The sequence below is a fragment of the Microcoleus sp. S28C3 genome (assembly GCF_036700785.1).
Taxonomy (GTDB): Bacteria; Cyanobacteriota; Cyanobacteriia; order Cyanobacteriales; family Microcoleaceae; genus Microcoleus; species Microcoleus asticus.
This window is the reverse complement of sequence record NZ_JAUBPO010000001.1, coordinates 117,073-136,782: the sequence shown is the minus strand read 5'-3', so window position 1 is coordinate 136,782 and position 19,710 is coordinate 117,073. Positions and strand designations below refer to the sequence as shown.

Below are 19,710 nucleotides of genomic sequence, written 5' to 3'. Positions count from 1 at the left end.
CAAGGAGTCAAACCAATGAAATCGCTCAAGTCAAATTTAATTGTTCTAGGTAGTGTCGGATTGCTGTTTTTGGGAGCTTGCAGTAAAGGCGACCAAGCAACCGATCCAAATAGCACTCCAGCATCCCCTCCTGTCGCCTCTCCACCTGCGTCTTCTACTCCCGCCACTGCTCCTGCAACAGCAACTCAAGGGGGGCAAGTGGTGGAATCTGGAGCTTACCATTTAGAGTTTGTACCTGAAAAAGAAGCTACCGGAACTCATTTAGATGTTTTTTTGCAAAAAGGGGATAAAAAGGAACCAGTTCCTAATGCGAAAGTGACGGCTCAAGTGCAGTTGCCGAATGGAAAGCAGCAAACCCTAGCTTTCAAATACGATGCTGAGGGCAAACATTACGCTGTGGTGTTTCCCGGCAAAGATGCAGGAAGTTATCCCGTGAAAGTGACTGCGGATATTAACGGAGAAAAAGTTGACGGTCGTTTTACCTTCAATCAATAGATAGCTGATTGATTAATGCAGTCTTAATCATTTAAATTGTCAAAAATTTGATTCAATTAGTTCAAGTTGCAATTTGAAATCTACCGGGAATTCAAACTGCCTCCGGCATTTCCACTAATCTGCTAGTTTCAAGGCGCTTCTGCGTTATTGGCAGCGAAATTACAAATTCCGTACCTTCTCCAAGTCCCGAAAGGCACTCCAAGCAGCCACAGTGCTTTTCTCGAACAATTTGGCTGCTAATTGATAACCCTAAACCCGTTCCTTTACCGGCGGGTTTTGTGGTAAAAAAGTGATTAAATATCTTATCTTTGACTTCTTCAGTCATGCCAGGGCCGTTGTCGGAAATGCGGATGATTGCCCGATCGCCTTCCGCCACTTCTGTGCTAATCTGAATGCTAGGAATGCTTCTCTGGCTATTCAAAACAGGCGAATTAGAAGTGTCTCGCAAAACATCAATGGCATTACTGATAATGTTCATGAATACCTGATTTAGTTGCCCTGCATAACATTCAACCAGCGGTAAATCGCCGTACTCTTTAATCAGTTGAATATCTGGGCTTTTGCCATTTGCTTTCAGTCGGTGCTGGAGAATTAGCAGGGTACTGTCTATTCCTTCGTGAATGGAAGCAAAACTCATACCGTCTGTGTCTAAACGCGAAAAATTGCGCATCGACGAAACAATCACGCAGATTCTGTCAGTTCCTACCTTCATTGAACAAAGGAGTTTTGGCAAGTCTTCCCTTAAAAAATTGAGCTCTACTTTCTCAATTTCTTCTTGGATTTCTGCTACTGGATTGGGATAATATTTGTCATATAAATTGACTAGCCGCAATAAATCTTCAACATAATTGCGGGCGTAGGCGATATTTGCACCAATAAAGTTGATGGGATTGTTAATTTCGTGGGCAATTCCTGCTGTCAGTTCTCCCAAAGCTGATAACTTTTCGGTATGTACTAATTGAGCTTGGGTTTCCTGGAGTTGTTGCAAAGCTAGTTCTAGTTCTTGGGCTTTTTCTCTCAGTTGAAACTCAGATTGTAGCAGCGCTTTTTTGGCTGCTTTTCGCTCTAAAATTTCTTTACTTAAAGAAGCATTTGCTCTGGAAAGTTTGGCTGTTCTTGCTTTCACTCGCTGTTCTAATACTTCTGCTAGTTCAGCAAGTGCTGCCTCCGCTTTACGCCGTTCTGCAATCTCATTTTCTAATGCTAAGTTGGCGGCTTCTAGCTTTGCAGGACTGGGAAGTGCCAGTGCAAAAGGCATCAATGTTAATAGCAACAAAACTGAACTTCCGGCTACGAAAGCTGTAATGGCTTTCATGAACTGTGACACTAAAGATTCAGGAAACCAAACATACCATGTTTCTATGACGTGGATTGTGCCGCAGGTGACGAAGAAAGCTCCAAATACCAGGAACATCCACTGAAAGGGGATATCTCGCCCTTTGTAAAGGGCATAAACTAGCATTGTGGGAATTGCATAATAGGAAACTACGATGATAATTTGCAGCCAGTTCCAACTAGGCATTCCCGAGTTGACTAAAACCGAAGTAATTGCTAAGCCAATCATAAAAATCCTTGATGGTAATCGGGTCAAATTTTACGAAATTATACTCGATTAGATCAATGCACCATTTATTGCGATCGCACTTTATTTCCTATTTCGTTGCCTGTGTTTTTTTGAATGGGAAGAAAACTCTACCTGCCAGACTTTGGAAGTAGATGCCACCGACAGTACCTAAAAACACTAAATAGGCGATCGCCTGCACGACATAGAGCTTATCCGTGTAGCCAAACAACGCACTCAACAACAAACCGGGAAACTTTTCTTCGGGAAGTAGTTTCGAGGTATTCCACACCATAGGCCCGAGAATGCAAGAGTGCACTTTGGCAAATCTTTCGTAATAGAAACACAGTGCGGCTGACTCGCGATTTGCTTGCGATAAAATATTCACCGCGCTGTCAAACAATCCCAAAGTAGATACCACTAAACCCGCTACAATGAAGAGCAATAAAATGCCCATATATTTGAAAAACAGGCGGATATTAATTTTTATTCCCCATTTAAACAGCAGGACACCAAGTCCGGTGGCTGAGAGAATGCCCGCCAAAGCACCAATCGCTGGCATAATCCCTTGCTGAAACTTGGCAACGACAAACAAAACGGTTTCAAATCCTTCGCGTAAAACGGCAATCAAAACTAAACTAAATACGCCCCAGCCGGCATGAGAATTTTGCGTTAAGGCAGCACTTACGGCGCCTTCGACTTCGGCTTTCATAAATCGCGCTTGCTTGGTCATCCAAATCAGCATCCAGCTCAGCATTGCGATTGCTAAAACCCCAAAGGTTGCCTCTAGCAGCGACTCCATAATTGGTGCAAAAGGCTGATTGGATGCGGACAAAATTTGAATAGTCCAGCCGAACAGTACACCTATCAAAGCACTGGCGATAAGTCCTACAGCAACACCGCCGAAAACCCAAGGATTTAAATAACTTTGCCCTGATTTTTTGAGGCAAGCTAGAACGATTCCGACAACTAAAGCCGCTTCAACTCCTTCGCGGAGAGTAATTACAAATGTAGGCAATGCTTCGCTAAAATTCATCTTTTTATGGTGGGAATGGAAGTGGTTAATGAGGGAGGTAATTGGCAGATTATTTACCAATTACCGCTCTTGATGAGAGTTAATTCTTTAGGATGCTGGTTTGAGAACTTTTTGGCTGTCGTTCTCGATCGTTTTAATTAGCTGGCTGACTTGTTCGGTGGTTTTTACGGGGGCGGGGGGCGCGATCGCAGTCGGCCAATTTTCCTTAAGCTCAGTCATGTTGGCAACAATTGCTTTGTCGGTTTCCGGGCTAGTTTTAGCCACTTGATCCGCAATATCTTTGTACAGCATTTCCGCGTACCTGACAAAACCCCGCGAATCTTGGTATTCAATAATTGCGGAAATTTTGCCGTTAGCAACTGCAGCTCCGTATTCGGAATTAGCTGTATCTAGCAAGCCGTTAATCACTTGCAGCACGAATTTCGGATCTTTTCGTTGCGTTTCGGGAAGAGCGGCAATTGCTCCATCTACAGCTTGCATCGATGTGGTAAATTCCGCATTCACTTGAGCCGGATCTTTTGCACCTGCTTTAACTAAATCCTGCAATTTAATTAAAGTAGCCTTAAATTCAGGAATTTTACGCTCGTTTAGCTGATCTTCCACATCGGCATAAATTTCTTCGACTGGATGCCCGATGTGCGGTTCTGCTTGGTCGGGTTTGCCTTGATCCAAGAGTTCTTGGGCTACGAAAAGATGCCCTTTCATCAAGCCGAGTTTAGTCATGTAGTCTACATCTTTGGCTTCGCCTTTGAGTACGATATCCTCAATAGTTACCAAGTCTTTGATTTGGTCGAATTGGGCTTGAGTAATGACATTTTTTGAAACCAATTCTTCGACTTTTCCGTAAGGGCGGCTGGCTTGAATTTTGTTAGAAAGTGCCGGTATTCCTAACTTGGCTTCGAGTTTATCTAACTCCGAAAGAATGGCAGTATTGATGTTAATACCGGGCTTTCCTCCGTGATTCCCGCTGTGACCGCTTGTGGATGCGGGACTGGCTGTAGCAGCGGGTGAGGGTGTGCTGTCGGTGTTGCTGGCTGTGGGGGAAACGCAACCAGCCAGAGCAACGAGGATGGCTGTAGCAGTGACTGTAGGTAATAAACGAAAAGTTGATAACATGGCAGTTGCTAATTTTTACGTTATGTGCATTTGAGTTCACAAGTTATTAAGAAAAATTCTCAATTATTTGCGAGCTATTCATTTTACCTATTTGCGATCGATCTTGTCAAATAATTTCATACTTTCTTTATTTGAATCGGCGCACCCTGGTAACAGGATTTTGTTTAAGTGATAACTTCAAATACACCCATGCAGCCAGCTTCCGCGATCGCATCTTGATGGGGATGAAACATATATTTTCCGGCGTAGCCGTAAGTAAATTCTAAGATATGTCTTTCAGCTACTCCCATTGTGATGACATCAGTTCTTTCACTGGGAGTTAAAGTCATTCCCGTGCGATATACGTCGAAAAAGTTGGCGTGCAAGTGGAAGGTTACTGCTGCTTCGTACTCAATCAGGTTCAGAACGTAAAGCCGAACTAGCTGATTTTTGTAAATAGGAATCGGGTTGTTCATGTAATAATCTGGCAACCCGTTAAAAGCGTAAAGTTCGTTCTTTTCGTCATCGTTTACGTCATATCCACCCATGATTAACATGATTTCATCTGCGGGAGGACGTGGTTTTGGCGGATCGATGATGAACATACCATAAAGTCCTTTACCGACATGGCGAGTTACAGGAGCAATATGGCAGTGATATAGATGCACTCCGTAGGGATTGGCATCGAATTCATAAATAAATACCGAACCGTTTTTCACTGGTTTAACGCCATCCATTTCGCTGGTATGAACGCCGTGAAAGTGCAGCGAATGAGAATGTCCGGCTTTGTTATAAAAAATGACGCGGATGCGATCGCCCTCTGTGGCTCTCAATGTCGGCCCCGGCACGCGATTGTTCACGTTCCAGGTGTTGAAGGTGACGGCGCTGTTAAGTTGGACGATCGAAGTATTAGCTTCCAAGCGAAATTCCCGAACCGTGCGCCCGTTTTCGCGCGTCACGGTGCCGTAATCAAAATCCCGCGCAATTTGCATCGGGTTGATATTGCTAACTGCGACTGCATCTGCGGGCATTGGCGGTATTCTCGCGACTGGTGTCGGTTTGCGAGTCAAGTTTTGAAGTGCGATCGCGCCCCCCGCTACCCCAGCCCCAGCTATTCCTAGCTGTAGCAGTTGGCGGCGACTCCAGCGCCCAGCCTTTTTAATGGCGGGACGATCGGATAAATCTGTCATACTTATTGATAATTTTTCTCAAAAATTCGCTCGTGGTTGATTATAAGACATTACCAGCTTGTTGTCAATTATTGTCAACTGTTATCTTTTTCTGCGAACCCAATCGATTTTAGATTTTAGATTTTAGATTTGAGATTTATTCCCGTCAGTCAGCCTGCGCGTCGGAATGAATCCGGGGGCTTGCGATCCAATTAGTTTCCGTCATAAAATTTCATGCTGATTTCATCTCAGTATGTGAGCTTAGATGTTGGGGTAGATGCTGCCGATCGCTAACAATGTATAAGGATTTACCGCTATAAATTAGAGTTATGAGAATTTTGCTAGTTGAAGATGAGCCAGATTTAGGGAAAGCGATCGATCGCACTTTAAAGCAGGAAAAATATATAGTTGATTGGGCTTTGGATGGCAGTGAAGCTTGGGAATATTTAGACAGTCACTGGACGCAATATAACCTGGCTATTTTTGACTGGTTGCTACCAGGATTGTCAGGATTGGAACTGCTGCAGAGATTGCGTGCTAAAAATAGCGTCCTGCCCGTCTTGATGCTAACAGCAAAAGACCGAATGGAAGATAAAGTTGCGGGACTAGATGCTGGGGCTGACGATTATTTAGTTAAACCGTTTGGGATGGCGGAACTGTTAGCAAGATTGCGGGCTTTGCAAAGGCGATCGCCTCAAATTCAGCCCCAACAGCTACGGGTAGGAAATCTCGTTCTCGACTGCGGAACTCGAACTGTTCGCCATCTCGATCGAAGTGGCAACAGCCAGATAATTTCTCTAACAAACAAAGAGTTTCAACTGCTAGAATACTTTATGAAACATCCCAACCAAATTATCACCACTGACCAAATTCGGAATCAGCTATGGGAGGCGAGCGCAGATACCTTTAGCAATGTGGTAGCAGCTCAAGTGCGCTTGCTGCGGCGCAAACTTGAGTCGGTGGGCGGCGCGAATTTAATTGAAACCGTTCACGGCGTCGGATACCGCATGAGAAATTAAAGCTGTAGGGGCAACGGCGGGGCCATTATACCTCGTTTCCAGTATCGGGCTATAATTATAGAAAACTCCATCAGAAATATAACTGCCATGAAAGATTTAATCCAACAAGAGTTAGAAAAGCTCGATCTAGAACAACTCAAACAAGTATTTGAATTTATTTCCTTCCTGAAATTTCGTGCCAGATTAGTTACTAATCTAGCAGTAGATGAAAGTAACTTAGCCACACTCTACAGCGAATTTGCCGAAGAAGACCGACAACTTGCGGAACTCGGAATTAGCGAATATGCAGAACTCCTAAAACATGAGGATTTGCAATGACAGCCAGACGCGGTGAAATCTGGATTGCAAACCTCGATCCTACACAAGGTTCCGAACAGGCTGGTGTACGTCCCATAATTATTTTCCAGAACGATACTATTTCGAGATACACGACTACTATTCTCAGTATTCCTTTAACAACTAATCTGCGCCGTGCCTCTCTCCCTTCATGTGTTTTCATTCCCAACGGTGAGGGAGGATTGACTCAAGATTCCGTTGCATTGTGCCATCAAATGCGAGTTTTGGATAAAACACGCTTGCGAAATAAAATTGGTGAAGTTAATTCAGATATCTTGGTACAATTAGAAAATAATGTATTATTTACCTTGGGATATTTACCTTAAAAAAGAGCGCTAAACTCAATGTGAATCAAAATAAACTATTTAACCGAACTCGCTGGCAATTAGCCATTTCCTATGCGGCTGTAATGGGTTTGATTTTGAGCTTGCTGGGATTTGGCGTATATAAGGCGATCGCCCACGCTCACTGGATCGCCATAGACCGCGAATTAGAATCGGTAGCGGGGACGCTACACGACAGCCTCGAAATCAAATTGCAGCAGCCAGGACGCCTAGAACCAATAGTCAATGAACTTTTGCCCAACCTTCGCATAATTGGAGCTAACGGCATTAAAGAACAGTTGCCAGAGCGCCATATTTTAAGCGCTATCAACCAAAGCTATTATTATATCCGTTTATTTGATTATTCGGGTAAATTAATTGCGACCGCAGGCGCTTATCCAGAAGAATTACCACCAGAATTTAACTCTTATTACTGGCAAACAATAACTGACACCAAAGGCAATGTTTATCACCAAATTTCTGTAGCGCTACACACCCAAACACAGCAAGATTGGGGATATTTTCAAGTTGGCCGGAGCCTGCAAGACTTCAATAATTATCTCAATACAGTGAAATTGGTTTTGAAATTAGGATTGCCTACAGCATTGATTTTGATAGGCTTTGCTAGTTGGTTATTGGCTGGACTGGCGATGAAACCGATTTATTCTTCATACGGACAAATCCAACAGTTTACAGCGGATGCTGCTCACGAATTGCGGACGCCTTTAGCGGCTTCGCAGGCGACAGTAGAATCAGCGCTGTTGACGCCTCAATTGGATGAAAAAGAAGCGCGGGAAATTTTGCGGACGATCGATCGCCAAAACCGACGGCTGACTCAGTTAGTGGCTGATTTGCTGCTGCTGGCTCGCATGGATAATCAAGCGATACGCGATCGCCCTCAATTGTGTTGTTTGAATGACCTGGTTAGCGATTTAGTCGAGGAATTGGCAGCAATGGCGATCGCTTCTAAGGTAACGCTAACATCCTCAGTGCGGGTGCAGCAGCAATTAAATGTTGTCGGCAATTCCGACCAACTTTATCGCTTAGTTGCTAATTTAATTGTTAATGCCATTCAATACACTCCGGCTGGGGGAAAAGTAACAGTTATTTTAGATTGCAGCCACCAGGAGGCGATCGTTCAGGTTCAAGATACCGGTATTGGGATAGCGGCGGCAGATTTAGAGCGAATATTCGATCGATTCTACCGAGTCAACAGCGATCGATCGCGCCATACCGGCGGTTCGGGACTGGGATTGGCGATCGCCCAAACCATAGCCCGAGCACACCGCGGCAGCCTCAGCGCCCGCAGCGAATTGGGGCAAGGCGCTACTTTCCTGCTGCGGTTGCCTTTGTGAGCTACTATGTGAGGGAAACCGAATCATCTTTTTGGGGTAATCCCTTTTGCAAAAGGTAGCGCGATCGCCCAAAATCATTAAATAGCTAAGTAGGTAAGGAAAAAAAACATAGTATCTTGTAGGGGCGGGTTTAGCTAAGAATTTATCATACAAGCGAGAAGATGAGTGCACTCACCCGCCCTCTCCATCTAATGTTTATTTGTAACTACCTACTTATCAGCAATTAGCAGTCATCAGAGAGAAAAATTATGACAGTTTTAGAACAGGGAACAATCTCAATCCATACCGAAAATATTTTCCCGATTATCAAGAAGTCGCTATACACCGACCACGAAGTCTTCTTGCGGGAACTAATTTCTAACGGCGTCGATGCCATTGCCAAACTCAAAATGGTTTCCCGTTCCGGCGAATACAGCGGCGACATGGGCGAACCGCAAATCAACATAGCGATCGACAAAGAAAACAAAACCCTCTCAATTTCCGATAACGGCATCGGCATGACCGCCGATGAGGTAAAAAAATACATCAACCAAGTCGCTTTCTCCAGCGCAGAAGAATTTATTCAAAAATACCAAGGCAGCGGCGACGACGCAATCATCGGTCACTTCGGCCTCGGTTTCTACTCTTCTTTCATGGTGGCGAAGAAAGTAGAGATTGATACTCTTTCTTACCAAGAAGGCTCCCAAGCAGTACACTGGTCTTGTGACGGTTCTCCCGCTTTTGAACTATCAGAATCCTCCCGCACGGAACGCGGCACTACTATTACTCTCACTCTCCAAGATGAAGAACAAGAATATGTAGAACCCAGTCGCATTAAGCAGTTAATCAAAACTTACTGCGATTTCATGCCCGTTCCCATCAAATTTGAAGGAGAGGAACTCAACAAGCACAAAGCAATTTGGCGGGAATCTGCCAGCAATTTGCAAAAAGAAGATTACTTAGAACTGTACCGCTACCTTTACCCGTTCCAAGACGAGCCGCTGCTGTGGGTACACCTGAATACAGATTATCCTTTCATTGTCAACGGGATTCTTTACTTTCCAAAACTGCGCCCGGATGTCGATGTTACCCAAGGCAATATTAAGCTATTCTGCAACCAGGTTTTTGTCAGCGACCACTGCGAAGAAATTATCCCTAAATTCTTGATGCCGCTGCGGGGAGTCATTGACAGTACCGACATTCCGCTGAACGTTTCTCGCAGTTCTTTGCAAAGCAATCGGACTGTGCGGAGAATCGCTGATTATATTGCGAAAAAAGTGGGCGATCGCCTGAAAGAACTCTACCGCGACGACCGTGACGAATACATCCGCTGCTGGCAAGATATCGGCACTTTTGTCAAGTTTGGAACTCTCAACGATGACAAGTTCAAAAAGCAAGTCGAAGATATTTTAATCTACCGCAGTACCTACGAACCAACAGCCGAGAAGCCAGAAACTGTGACGCCTGAAGTGCAGGTGCAAACAGAGGAAGGAGATTTGTGGCAAGATGTCACTCCGAAGTCGGAAAATTCTAGTTCCACGCAGCCTTACACGACTTTAAAAGAGTATTTGGAACGCAATCAAAAACGCCACGAAAATCGCGTGTTTTATTGTACCGACCCGGCGTCTCAAGCAACTTACGTTGCTATGCACAAAAGCCAAGGTTTAGAAGTGCTGTTTATGGATTCTTTCATCGACACGCACTTTATCAGCTTCTTGGAAAGAGAATACTCAGATGTCAAATTCTCGCGGGTTGATTCCGACATCGACGAAACGCTAATTGACAAAGAGAAAGAAGCGGAAATTGTCGATCCGGCGACGAATAAAACTCGCAGCGAACAAGTTAAAGAAATGTTCCAAAAAGCTCTCAATAAGCCGAAAGTGAACATTCGCACAGAAGCTTTGAAGTCTGACTCTGCGGAGGCGACGCCACCTGCGATCGTACTTTTGCCGGAAGCTTTGCGCCGGATGCGGGACATGACGGCGCTTTTGCAGCAGCAAGCGGCCGAATTCCCCGAAGAACACGTTTTGCTGGTGAATACGTCTCACCCGCTGATTCAAAATCTGGCTAGTTTGAGTCAGGGTGCGATTATTCAAGGCGGCGGGGAGTCTCCTTCGGCCGAGTTGGCGAGTATGATTTGTCACCACGTTTACGACTTGGCTTTGATGGCCCAGAAGGGTTTCGATGCTGAAGGGATGAAGGATTTTGTCGAGCGATCGAATCAAGTGTTGACAAAATTGACTCAACGTGCAATGTAATTATCCCCCCCAACCCCCCCTTAGTAAGGGGGGAGCAAGAGTTTATTTCTATTGGTAAAGGGATAAGTCAAGCCTTCTTCCTTCTTCCTTCTTCCTTCTTCCTTCTTCCTTCGGGTATAATGAAATGCTGCACGCAAAAAACGGTAATCTGGAGGGCAATATGTCGCGGAAATGTCAGCTAACGGGGAAGAAGGCTAATAACGGTTTTGCAGTTTCTCACTCGCACCACCGCACTCACAAATTGCAAGACGCAAATTTGCAGTGGAAGCGGGTTTGGTGGCCGCAGGAGAAGCGCTGGGTAAGATTGCACCTTTCTACAAAGGCAATTAAAACCTTGCAACACAAGGGTTTGGAAATCATGGCGAAGGAAGCTGGAATTAATCTTTACAAGCTTTAAAAAACTTAGCTAAATTAAAAGGAGGGCGATCGCACACTTGAGAGTGCGATCGCCCTTACTTTTAGAGAAAAAGCTTTACTAAAGCCACTTTCTGCATTTCAGTAAATAAGTAGTCATCTGACCTTTGCCTTTAACTTCGATCGCGCCGCGGTTTTCAAAGGAATACTTTTCTCGCAATTGCTGATAAGTTGTCTCTGTTACCTGAATGCACCCCGGCTTGCCGTGGGATTCCATGCGGGAAGCGGTGTTAACCGTGTCTCCCCACAAATCGTAAATAAATTTTTTAATGCCGATGACTCCGGCGACAACCGGGCCGCTGTTGATGCCGATTCTGATGCTGAAAGCTTGGCTGTGGGTATTGCTGAACTCAGTAATTGCCTGCTGCATATCCAAAGCCATTTCTGCGATCGCTTCTGCGTGATCCTGGCGAGGAACTGGCAGCCCTCCAACTACCATGTAAGCGTCGCCAATCGTCTTAATTTTTTCCAAACCGTGCCTTTCTGCTAGGTTGTCAAATGTCGAAAAGATGTCATTCAGCAAGGAAACTAATTGCGTTGGAGAAACTCGCGAACTGAGTTGAGTAAAACCTACTATGTCCGCAAATAAGACAGTAACATCAGCAAAAGTGTCTGCGATCGTACTGTCTCCCCGCTTCAACCGATTTGCTATTTCTTCAGGCAAAATATTCAACAACAAGCGTTCTGATTGTTCCTGTTGAACTCGCAGTGCATTTAAAGTATCATTGAGAGCATTAGTTCGTTCTTTCACTCTAAATTCTAACTCTTCATTGAGTTTGTAAAGCGCCATTTCAGCTCGCCTGCGCTCTGTGATATCCGTACCGACTCCCAGCATTCCCGCGAACTTTCCTGCCGCGTCAAACAGCGGTTTATTTGCCCACGATACCCAAACCAGCTCGCCGCTGCGTCGCATACTTTCATTTTCATTTCGCGTGTATTGTTCTGGGTTTTGCAAAATATCTCTCAACTTTGCTCCCAAGTCATTTCCTTTTGTATCTACCTCGGGAATAATTGTTCCCACTGCGTGTTTGCCAATTATCTCTTTTTCATCGTAACCGAAAAATTTCTGTGCAAATTCGTTAAAAAAAGTAATATTTCCTTCCGTATCTATTTTTAAAATAATGCTGTTAGCATTTTCGACTAATTCCCGATACTTAATTTCGCTTTGCCGCAGCGAATCCTCTGCTAATGCGCGTTCGGCTACTGTGGCGGCTAACAGCAGCGATGTAACTACAATTACGCTCATAAAAGCCTGCAAAAATAAGATTGCCTGATTGATATTTTCCGCTTTGGCAATAAAGGGGCCGCCTCCCTGAGAACCGCCCCAAATTGCGATACTGGATACAATGAAAGATGCTAAAACAGCCCCGCCCTGACCGAATTGAATGGTTGCCCAAATTACTAAGGGAAATGGCAAGTATTCGAGGGGATAACCGGAGATATTACCTTCACTTTTTGAGTTGTATACTAGCCAACTGACTGTTACTAATAACAGCAGGCATATTCCGGCACCAATTCGATTTGCCATTGTTTTACTGCCTGTATTTTGTGGATTGCGTGCCGCTAGATTTTTGTATATAATCAGCAGCAATGGAGTGAAAATCAAAACTCCTAATGTATCTCCCAGATACCAATTACACCGAATTTGCCAATATTCGCTCCAGTCAACTAAACCCGTTACACAGAGGCGCAGCGTGCCGAGAGTGCAGTTGATTTGAGTGGCAACTACAGCACCGCCAAAAATTAAATAGACTACATCGATCAGCCGATCTAGTGACGGGCGAAACTTGAGTTGATGCAACAAAGTAAATGCACACAAAGCTTGTAAACAAGCGCAAAAAGCACTAATTGTTGCACTTATTATGGAGATATTGAGATTAATAGTCTCGTAAAAAAATACGCCTAAAGCTATTCCCGGCCAAACACGCCGACCAAATAATAACATTGCAGCTTGTGCAATTCCTGCGGGCGGCCAGACGCAGGTAGCTAATTTATTTACGCCTGGGATTGAAACTGCTATTTTGGCTCCTAAAGCGTAAACAAAAGCAATGGCAGCTACTTTTGCTAAGTATTGCCAATTTCTAGGTTGAGTAAATCGCAAAAACAGATTTGTGTTTGGGTTCATACTGAGTTTTATATTTTTAACTAACTATAGCAACCGCACCCGAAAATTAGGAGATTATTAATTGCTGAAACATGAGTTATTATATTTCTTATTCATTGTTACTTATGCTATAACTTGATACCGGTAATAAAATAAGTGTCCATCTCACCTTGGCTTTTGACTTCAATTCTGCCGCGACTTTGCAATAAATACTTGTCTGGCAATCGCTCATAAGTTGTCGCTGTTACCTAAATGCACCCAGGCGTGCCGTCATATTTCATGCGGTAAGCAGTGTTAACGGTGTCTTTCCACCAATCGTCAATAATTTTTTTAAGGCTGATTACTCCAGGGACAACCGGGCCGCTGTGTATGCCTATTCTGATGCTAAAATTTTGATGGTGGCTATTTCTGAATTCAGCAATAGCCTGCTGCATATCGAGGGCGATTGGTGCGATCGCCACTGCAGGAAATCGAAGAAAATGATTTAGGTTCAGATTTATATCGAGTTTTAAGTTTTTCGGGATTTCAGAGCTTGTCTTTAAAGTTCATACCAGAAGAAGGAAGCTAATGTAGGGTGCGCAGTGCGCACCTTACCTATACGTTGCGCGCTAATGTAGGCGATGCACTCCGCACCTTACCAATTATAAAGCCTTATTTGATGGCGGCATCAATCCACTGTTTCAAAGTAGAATTGACTTCATCAATGAGAATTTCATGTGATTGGTGATTTGCTCTTTCCACGACTTCAACTTTGCCCGCTTTCAGCGAACGACCGGGAACAATCCGATAGGGAATGCCGATTAAATCAGCATCCTTGAATTTAACTCCGGCTCGTTCGTCGCGGTCATCTAGCAAGGTTTCAATCCCAGATTTGTTGAGTTCTGCGTAGAGTTTTTCGGCGACTTCTACTTGTTGGGCGTCGGAAATGTTGGGAATGCTAATGATGGCGTGATACGGGGCGATCGCCACCGGCCAAATTATCCCGTCTTTGTCGTAGGATTGTTCTACGGCAGATTGAGCTAGCCGCGACACGCCGACGCCGTAGCAGCCCATAAGAAAGGGCATTTCTTCGCCTTGTTCGCTGGTGTAGGTGGCACCCATTGCTTGGGAGTATTTGGTTCCTAATTGGAAGATGTGGCCGACTTCGATGCCTCTGGCACTTTGCAAGGTTTGTTCGGGGTTGTGCACGGCCCGATCGCCCTTTTTGGCAGTCCTGACACCTACAACCGTTGCTGGTAGGGGAAATTCTTGATCCCAATTAGCCCCGACAACGTGATATCCTGATTCGTTTGAACCGGTGACAAAGTTTGTCAGGTCAACTGCGGTGCGATCGACTAAACGCAAAAACTTAGAGTTTACCTCCTTGCTCCCAGCGATATAATCATCAGCAACATCGGGAGCCATATAACCGAGAGGTAAAGATTTAGCAGCCCATTTCCGCTGAGCTTCCGCATCCGGAACAGTCAAAAATAAAACAGTTTTAGCTTGATAATTGCCCGCTAACTTCGTCAATTCATTCAGCAACTTTACCTGATTCACATCTTGGTCGCCGCGAATGCTTACCAATACCAAGACTGTGATGCCACTGTCGTAAACAGCTTGGTAAAGCACATTTTTGACAACTTGCGTCGGAGAACATTTCAAAAATTTGCAAAGTTTATCAATTGTTTCAGTTCCCGGCGTTTCCCGCTTTTCAAAAGTTGCAAAGGGCGAGGGTTCCACATCAGCAGGCATGGAGACAGCCTTTTCCACATTAGCTGCATACTGACCGTCTTCAGTATAAAGAACTTCATCCTCGCCCGCTTCTGCCAGCACCATAAACTCTTGAGAACCAGAGCCGCCAATTGCTCCCGAATCAGCATCTACTGCTCGGAATTGCAAGCCCGATCGGCGCAGCATATTGCTATAAGCTTGAGCCATATCCTGATAAGTTTTTTTCAGGCTTTCTTCGTTAGTGTGAAAAGAATAGCCATCTTTCATAATGAATTCGCGACCGCGCATCAACCCGAAACGCGGGCGAATTTCATCGCGAAACTTAGTTTGAATTTGATATAGATGTACAGGCAATTGCCGATAGGAACGAATCATATCTTTAGCAATTGTAGTAATTACTTCTTCGTGAGTAGGGCCCAGTCCCAATTCTCGCTGCTGCCTGTCTGTCATTGCAAACATAATACCTTCAGCTTGAGTGTAGGTATCCCAGCGGCCGGATTCCCGCCACAAATCGGCCGGTTGCAATTGCGGGAGGAGGCATTCTTGAGCGCCTGTAGCGTCCATTTCTTCGCGCACAATTTGAGATACTTTTTTGAGAACTCGCCACATTAAAGGTAGATAAGCGTAAATGCCGCTACCGATGCGCCGGATGTATCCGGCACGGAGTAATAGTTTGTGGCTGGGAATTTCTGCTTCTGCCGGGTCTTCGCGCAGGGTGACAAAAAGCATTTGAGAGAGTCGCATGGCTGATTTCCTTAAAATACCGGATGATTGTAATCTCAGATTAACTTCTGATATTATCAGACGTGAGCCGGATTTGATTAAATATATGAATAAAATTTGGGAAAACTACGAAAAAGGTATGGCAGTATTTGATAATTGTCACTCTCCTACTGTGCAATCTCAGTGGCTTGCCTTAAAAGATGAAATAGGAGAATTTGTTCGAGAACCTAATTTAAGCGAAATTTGGGATATTGTTCATGCTGCTGGTCGATTGCTTTACAAAATAATCGGAATTCCCTTATATTTACTGGCCTATCCTACTGTTCGCAAACACAGTCAACGTTTCGAGGAGTACGGCTGTATTCGCAGCATTCGCAACTGTGAGGGAAAATGCTGCAGCAAAAATTCGTAGCCTAGGCTGCGGCGCACCCGATATCATGTTTGTTGAATTGCCTGCAATTAGATTTAGAAACCCTCGATCGCACGCGAACGATAGTGCAGCTCGACCGCTCGGAATTACTAGCTCGTTTTGAGCCTAAAAATCAAACAGAATCCTAACTAGGTAGCGCACTATACGATATGTAGGGTGAAGTGCCTCGCACTTTACTACTAGAGATAATTGGTGGCATCGCCCCCCGCCTCAAACTTGCAGCTTTTATGCGAACTCTGCTGCTACCATTCGCATAAAAACTAATTTCTGACTTTAGACGGATTTATTTTTTAGCTTCCACAGGCATAATAAGTAGCAAGGATGAGATCACTATAGAACTGATTTACTACTCATCCTAATTTCATTAATAAGGGCTTCCGTAAGATTAAGCCAGACCAAAAAAAACCACCATCTAAACATTACAAAATCCCCTATGAATAAATTTGGGGTCAAGTTTCGCTATGCCGAGTTAGGCATAAAACTGTAGGAGGTAATTTATGTTTGAAAGCGAGTTATTAATTTCGCAGTACAGTCCCAAATTCAATATTGCCCAAATGCCAGTAGAAATAGATGCGACATTTGACCACCCCGATATCGGAGGGCTGATGTTTTTAAGCCCGCAGTTTTTCGTTGCATTAATCGCCGGAGTCATTATGGCTTTCGGCTTCCAATTCCTGTTAACAAATTTCTCGATCGCCGCCAAAATCTCAAATTGGGATGAGGCTTTACCCGACGATGACGATGATGATGATTCCAAAAGTTTAGGCACTAAAATTCGTAAGACTGAAGGTCTAGTCGGGGGTTGGATTTTAGTCACAGTTAACCTGGCTTTATTTTTGGCTTGTTTTCTGGCAGTCAAACTAACTTCAATTGCCTCGGTAGACGGAGCGGCAATTATTGGTGTAGTCATTTGGTCGGCGTACTTTTTAACGCTGGTGTGGCTCGGTTCTAGCGCCGTCGGTTCCATGATCGGTTCCTTGATAAAAACTGCTTTTTCAGGCGTTCAAGGCGTCATGGGTACTGCCGGTGCAGCGATCGGGGGCAAGATGGCCAGCGACCAAATGGTCAACACTGTAGAGGCATCTGTTGCCGCTGTCCGCCGCGAATTGAGTTCGGCGGTAGACCCGGATAGCATTCGCGAAACACTGCAAGATTATGTGGGTTCTTTGCAGTTACCGAAACTAGATGTTAAGGAAATTCGCGGTCAATTTGAAAAGTTGCTGGGCGATGCAGATATCAAATCTCTTGCGGGAAGCGACGTTCTGAAGAATGTTAACCGCCAGACTTTTGTGGATTTAGTTAAAAGTCGCACAGACTTTTCTCAAGAGGAAATAAATCAAATTGCTGACCAACTCGAAGGCGTTTGGAAGCAAACTTTTGGCAAGCAGCAAGAGCAGAAAGACCCGAATTTAGAGTTAGTTAATTTTCTCAAGTTTGCAGCTCCTGATTTGCTGAAGTCTGACGAACTCAACGCCAAGCTGTCTCAAATTCTGGAAAGTAGGGAAAACAAATCGGAATCCACCAGCGGCATGAAGCGAGCGATGCAGTTGGGTGTGGAAGCTCTTGTGGGCACTGTTTTGTCGCGGACGGATTTGTCGGATTTAGATGTTGAAAAAATCTCCGGTCAGTTGCAGCAACTGACAGCCAAAGGGACGGAACAAGCTAAATCTTTGGCTTCTAAGGTGGGCGAAAAAGTGCCTGCGCTGCCTTTCAATACAGCTAAGGCTGATGTGGAAAACTACTTGCTGAATGCCCAACCTTGGCATCTCAACCGGGAGACAATCAAGCAGGAATTTAGGGATGTGATTTACGACCCGGAAGCTTCTCCCGGGGCCGTTTTGCGCCAGTTAGAGCTGTTTAACCCCGATTATTTTGTAGGAATTCTCAGCCGCCGCGAGGGCTTTGCTCCCGAACAGGTGACGGAAATTGCCGAACAGCTTGAAGGTGTCCGACAAGAAGTGTTGGAAATTGTGCGAGATGCTGCAGGTGAAGAACAGTCTCAAGATTTGCGCAGCCGGATTGAAAATTATTTGCGATCGACCGGCAAGGAAGAATTGAATCCTGAAGGTATCGAACGGGATTTCCAAGCGCTTTTGGAAGATCGGGATGCTGGTTTTGAGGCTTTGCGCGATCGCCTGTCTCAGTTTAACCGCGATACTTTGGTGCAGTTGCTCGGTCAGCGGGAAGATTTCAGTCCAGAGGAAGCCGATCAGTTAATCGGGCGGCTCGAAAGTTCGCGCGATCGCGTGATTTCTAGAGCTCAAGAATTGCAAGAGCAAGCAAAATCGAAAGCGCAAGAATTGCGGCAAAAGGTAGAAGACTATCTCCGCAATACTAATAAGGAAGAACTCAATCCTGAAGCGATCGAGCGCGAGTTTCAAACGCTGTTAAACGACCCGGAAGCGGGATTTAAAGCGCTGAGAGAACGCTTGTCTCAATTCGACCGCGATACGCTGGTGCAGTTGCTGTCACAGCGCCAAGACCTCAGCGAAGAACAGATAAATCAGGCGATCGACCGGATAGAATCTGTGCGCGACAACATTATCCACGCGCCGCAAATAGTTGCAGATAGAGCTAAGCAACAGTACGAGGAAGTTACTGCAAAAATTGGCGAGTACCTGCGGAATACAAACCTGGAAGAACTCGATCCAGAAGGCATCAATCGAGATTTGACCAAATTGTTTGAAAATCCGAAAGAGGGTACTTTAGCACTTCGGGAAAGACTTTCTCAGGTCGATCGCGAAACTTTAGTCAAGCTGCTTTCGCAGCGGGAAGATTTGAGCGAAGAACAGATCAATCGGACGATCGATCGCGTGCAAGATTCGATTCGCAGCATCGTGAAATCGCCCCGCCGCTTGGCATCTCGCGCTCAAAAAACAGTCCGGGATTTCCAAGGAAATTTGGAAAATTACTTGCGGAATACGGACAAGGAAGAACTCAATCCTGAAAGCATCAAACGCGATTTGCAGTTGCTCTTTAGCGAGCCGGGAATGGGGATGCAAAGTTTGGGCGATCGCCTGAAGCACTTCGATCGATCGACTCTGGTAGCATTGCTGTCGCAGCGAGAAGACATCTCGGAAGAGGAAGCTAACAGAATTGCCGACCAAATTGAATCTGTCCGCAACCAAATTGTGGAACAAGTTCAAATGGTTCAGGACAAGTTTCAGTCAGCAATCGACGGTATTTTCGCGAAAATTCGGGATTACCTCAATTCGCTCGATCGACCAGAGCTCAACTACGAAGGCATCAAGCGCGACTTGCGCAAAGTGTTTGATGACCCGCAGGCAGGATTTGACGCGATTAAAGAGCGTTTAGGTGAGTTCGATCGCGGTACTTTAGTTGCCCTGCTGAGTTCTCGTTCCGATATATCCGAGACTGACGCTCACCGAATTGTTGACCAAATGGAAGGAGCCCGGGACAGCGTTTTATTGCGATCGGAACGCCTGCAAGATGAAGCGAAAAAACGCATTAAACAGCTCAAGAAAAAGACCAAGCAGCAAGCAGAAGATGCGCGCGAAGCGGCAGCAGCTGCAGCTTGGTGGCTGTTCGGTACGGCTCTGACTTCTGTGGTTGTTTCCGCTTTGGCTGGAGCAATAGCAGTCGGCGGGATTTCGGGTTTGTTTAGCTAGATTTTCAACGAGTTTGAAATAAAATTCTCCTGATTCTAGGCTGGCTGTTTGCCAGCCTATTTTCTTGGGAA

At 45.0% G+C, this 19,710-nt stretch carries 15 protein-coding genes and 1 pseudogene; 9 read left to right on the top strand and 7 right to left on the bottom strand.

Translation table 11 applies throughout. The annotated features are described in order from the left end of the window. Nucleotides 1–15: 15 nt before the first annotated feature. Entirely contained in the window at nucleotides 16–495 is a 480-nt protein-coding gene (locus tag QUA13_RS00595) for a hypothetical protein (RefSeq protein WP_333195815.1), read from the top strand. 91 nt (nucleotides 496–586) lie between these two features. Here the strand turns inward: QUA13_RS00595 and QUA13_RS00590 are convergent, their stop codons facing one another. The 4 genes from QUA13_RS00590 to QUA13_RS00575 form a co-directional block, all read right to left on the bottom strand. Then, a complete protein-coding gene (locus QUA13_RS00590; protein WP_333195813.1) occupies nucleotides 587–2,059 on the bottom strand; it encodes an ATP-binding protein in 1,473 nt (490 codons plus the stop codon). An 88-nt stretch (nucleotides 2,060–2,147) separates the two neighbouring features. Next, nucleotides 2,148–3,092, bottom strand: coding sequence for an FTR1 family protein (locus tag QUA13_RS00585; RefSeq protein ID WP_333189552.1), 945 nt, complete (start codon nucleotides 3,090–3,092; stop codon nucleotides 2,148–2,150). 87 nt (nucleotides 3,093–3,179) lie between these two features. Continuing rightward, on the bottom strand, nucleotides 3,180–4,208 hold the full coding sequence (locus QUA13_RS00580; protein ID WP_333195811.1) for a helix-hairpin-helix domain-containing protein: 1,029 nt from the start codon (nucleotides 4,206–4,208) through the stop codon (nucleotides 3,180–3,182). A 164-nt stretch (nucleotides 4,209–4,372) separates the two neighbouring features. Beyond that, nucleotides 4,373–5,377: a multicopper oxidase domain-containing protein gene (locus tag QUA13_RS00575; protein ID WP_333195809.1), complete on the bottom strand. Its 1,005-nt coding sequence runs from the start codon at nucleotides 5,375–5,377 to the stop codon at nucleotides 4,373–4,375. 308 nt (nucleotides 5,378–5,685) lie between these two features. Between QUA13_RS00575 and rppA the strand changes: the two genes are divergently transcribed. The 6 genes from rppA to rpmB all read left to right on the top strand — a co-directional run bounded on the left by rppA (nucleotide 5,686) and on the right by rpmB (nucleotide 11,023). Then, complete coding sequence (rppA, locus tag QUA13_RS00570; RefSeq protein ID WP_333195807.1) at nucleotides 5,686–6,375, top strand: two-component system response regulator RppA; 690 nt, start codon at nucleotides 5,686–5,688, stop codon at nucleotides 6,373–6,375. An 87-nt stretch (nucleotides 6,376–6,462) separates the two neighbouring features. Beyond that, nucleotides 6,463–6,693, top strand: a complete 231-nt coding sequence (locus QUA13_RS00565) for a hypothetical protein (protein WP_333195806.1) — start codon at nucleotides 6,463–6,465, stop codon at nucleotides 6,691–6,693. Further along, a complete protein-coding gene (locus QUA13_RS00560) occupies nucleotides 6,690–7,037 on the top strand; it encodes a type II toxin-antitoxin system PemK/MazF family toxin (protein ID WP_333195804.1) in 348 nt (115 codons plus the stop codon). The genes QUA13_RS00565 and QUA13_RS00560 overlap by 4 nt, the downstream gene beginning before the upstream one ends. 20 nt (nucleotides 7,038–7,057) lie before the next feature. Then, complete coding sequence (gene rppB / locus QUA13_RS00555) at nucleotides 7,058–8,389, top strand: two-component system sensor histidine kinase RppB (RefSeq protein ID WP_333195802.1); 1,332 nt, start codon at nucleotides 7,058–7,060, stop codon at nucleotides 8,387–8,389. Nucleotides 8,390–8,637: 248 nt separating this feature from the next. Next, the gene (htpG, locus tag QUA13_RS00550) at nucleotides 8,638–10,626 is read left to right on the top strand and encodes a molecular chaperone HtpG (RefSeq protein WP_172186028.1); all 1,989 of its coding nucleotides are present in this window, start codon (nucleotides 8,638–8,640) and stop codon (nucleotides 10,624–10,626) included. Nucleotides 10,627–10,786: 160 nt separating this feature from the next. After that, nucleotides 10,787–11,023 carry a 50S ribosomal protein L28 gene (rpmB, locus tag QUA13_RS00545; RefSeq protein WP_006634309.1) on the top strand — a complete coding sequence of 79 codons (237 nt, stop codon included), beginning with the start codon at nucleotides 10,787–10,789 and terminating at the stop codon, nucleotides 11,021–11,023. Between the two features lie 78 nt (nucleotides 11,024–11,101). Here the strand turns inward: rpmB and QUA13_RS00540 are convergent, their stop codons facing one another. The 3 genes and pseudogenes from QUA13_RS00540 to proS form a co-directional block, all read right to left on the bottom strand. Next, nucleotides 11,102–13,165, bottom strand: coding sequence for an adenylate/guanylate cyclase domain-containing protein (locus tag QUA13_RS00540; protein WP_333195801.1), 2,064 nt, complete (start codon nucleotides 13,163–13,165; stop codon nucleotides 11,102–11,104). A gap of 107 nt (nucleotides 13,166–13,272) precedes the next feature. Beyond that, a pseudogene (locus QUA13_RS00535) lies at nucleotides 13,273–13,608 on the bottom strand (adenylate/guanylate cyclase domain-containing protein); the annotation flags it as partial. Between the two features lie 187 nt (nucleotides 13,609–13,795). After that, nucleotides 13,796–15,601, bottom strand: a complete 1,806-nt coding sequence (gene proS, locus QUA13_RS00530; protein WP_333195800.1) for a proline--tRNA ligase — start codon at nucleotides 15,599–15,601, stop codon at nucleotides 13,796–13,798. Here proS and QUA13_RS00525 point away from each other — a divergent pair. Next, a complete protein-coding gene (locus QUA13_RS00525) occupies nucleotides 15,600–15,992 on the top strand; it encodes a hypothetical protein (protein ID WP_333195799.1) in 393 nt (130 codons plus the stop codon). The genes proS and QUA13_RS00525 overlap by 2 nt on opposite strands. A gap of 515 nt (nucleotides 15,993–16,507) precedes the next feature. Then, on the top strand, nucleotides 16,508–19,639 hold the full coding sequence (locus QUA13_RS00520) for an MFS transporter (protein WP_333195797.1): 3,132 nt from the start codon (nucleotides 16,508–16,510) through the stop codon (nucleotides 19,637–19,639). Nucleotides 19,640–19,710: the final 71 nt, after the last annotated feature.

Excerpts from the sequence above, each read along its gene's own strand:
- QUA13_RS00595 (WP_333195815.1), top strand. The coding sequence starts at position 16 with ATGAAATCGCTCAAGTCAAATTTAATTGTTCTAGGTAGTGTCGGATTG.
- QUA13_RS00590 (WP_333195813.1), bottom strand. The coding sequence starts at position 2,059 with ATGATTGGCTTAGCAATTACTTCGGTTTTAGTCAACTCGGGAATGCCT.
- QUA13_RS00585 (WP_333189552.1), bottom strand. The coding sequence starts at position 3,092 with ATGAATTTTAGCGAAGCATTGCCTACATTTGTAATTACTCTCCGCGAA.
- QUA13_RS00580 (WP_333195811.1), bottom strand. The coding sequence starts at position 4,208 with ATGTTATCAACTTTTCGTTTATTACCTACAGTCACTGCTACAGCCATC.
- QUA13_RS00575 (WP_333195809.1), bottom strand. The coding sequence starts at position 5,377 with ATGACAGATTTATCCGATCGTCCCGCCATTAAAAAGGCTGGGCGCTGG.
- rppA (WP_333195807.1), top strand. The coding sequence starts at position 5,686 with ATGAGAATTTTGCTAGTTGAAGATGAGCCAGATTTAGGGAAAGCGATC.
- QUA13_RS00565 (WP_333195806.1), top strand. The coding sequence starts at position 6,463 with ATGAAAGATTTAATCCAACAAGAGTTAGAAAAGCTCGATCTAGAACAA.
- QUA13_RS00560 (WP_333195804.1), top strand. The coding sequence starts at position 6,690 with ATGACAGCCAGACGCGGTGAAATCTGGATTGCAAACCTCGATCCTACA.
- htpG (WP_172186028.1), top strand. The coding sequence starts at position 8,638 with ATGACAGTTTTAGAACAGGGAACAATCTCAATCCATACCGAAAATATT.
- rpmB (WP_006634309.1), top strand. The coding sequence starts at position 10,787 with ATGTCGCGGAAATGTCAGCTAACGGGGAAGAAGGCTAATAACGGTTTT.
- QUA13_RS00540 (WP_333195801.1), bottom strand. The coding sequence starts at position 13,165 with ATGAACCCAAACACAAATCTGTTTTTGCGATTTACTCAACCTAGAAAT.
- QUA13_RS00525 (WP_333195799.1), top strand. The coding sequence starts at position 15,600 with ATGGCTGATTTCCTTAAAATACCGGATGATTGTAATCTCAGATTAACT.
- proS (WP_333195800.1), bottom strand. The coding sequence starts at position 15,601 with ATGCGACTCTCTCAAATGCTTTTTGTCACCCTGCGCGAAGACCCGGCA.
- QUA13_RS00520 (WP_333195797.1), top strand. The coding sequence starts at position 16,508 with ATGTTTGAAAGCGAGTTATTAATTTCGCAGTACAGTCCCAAATTCAAT.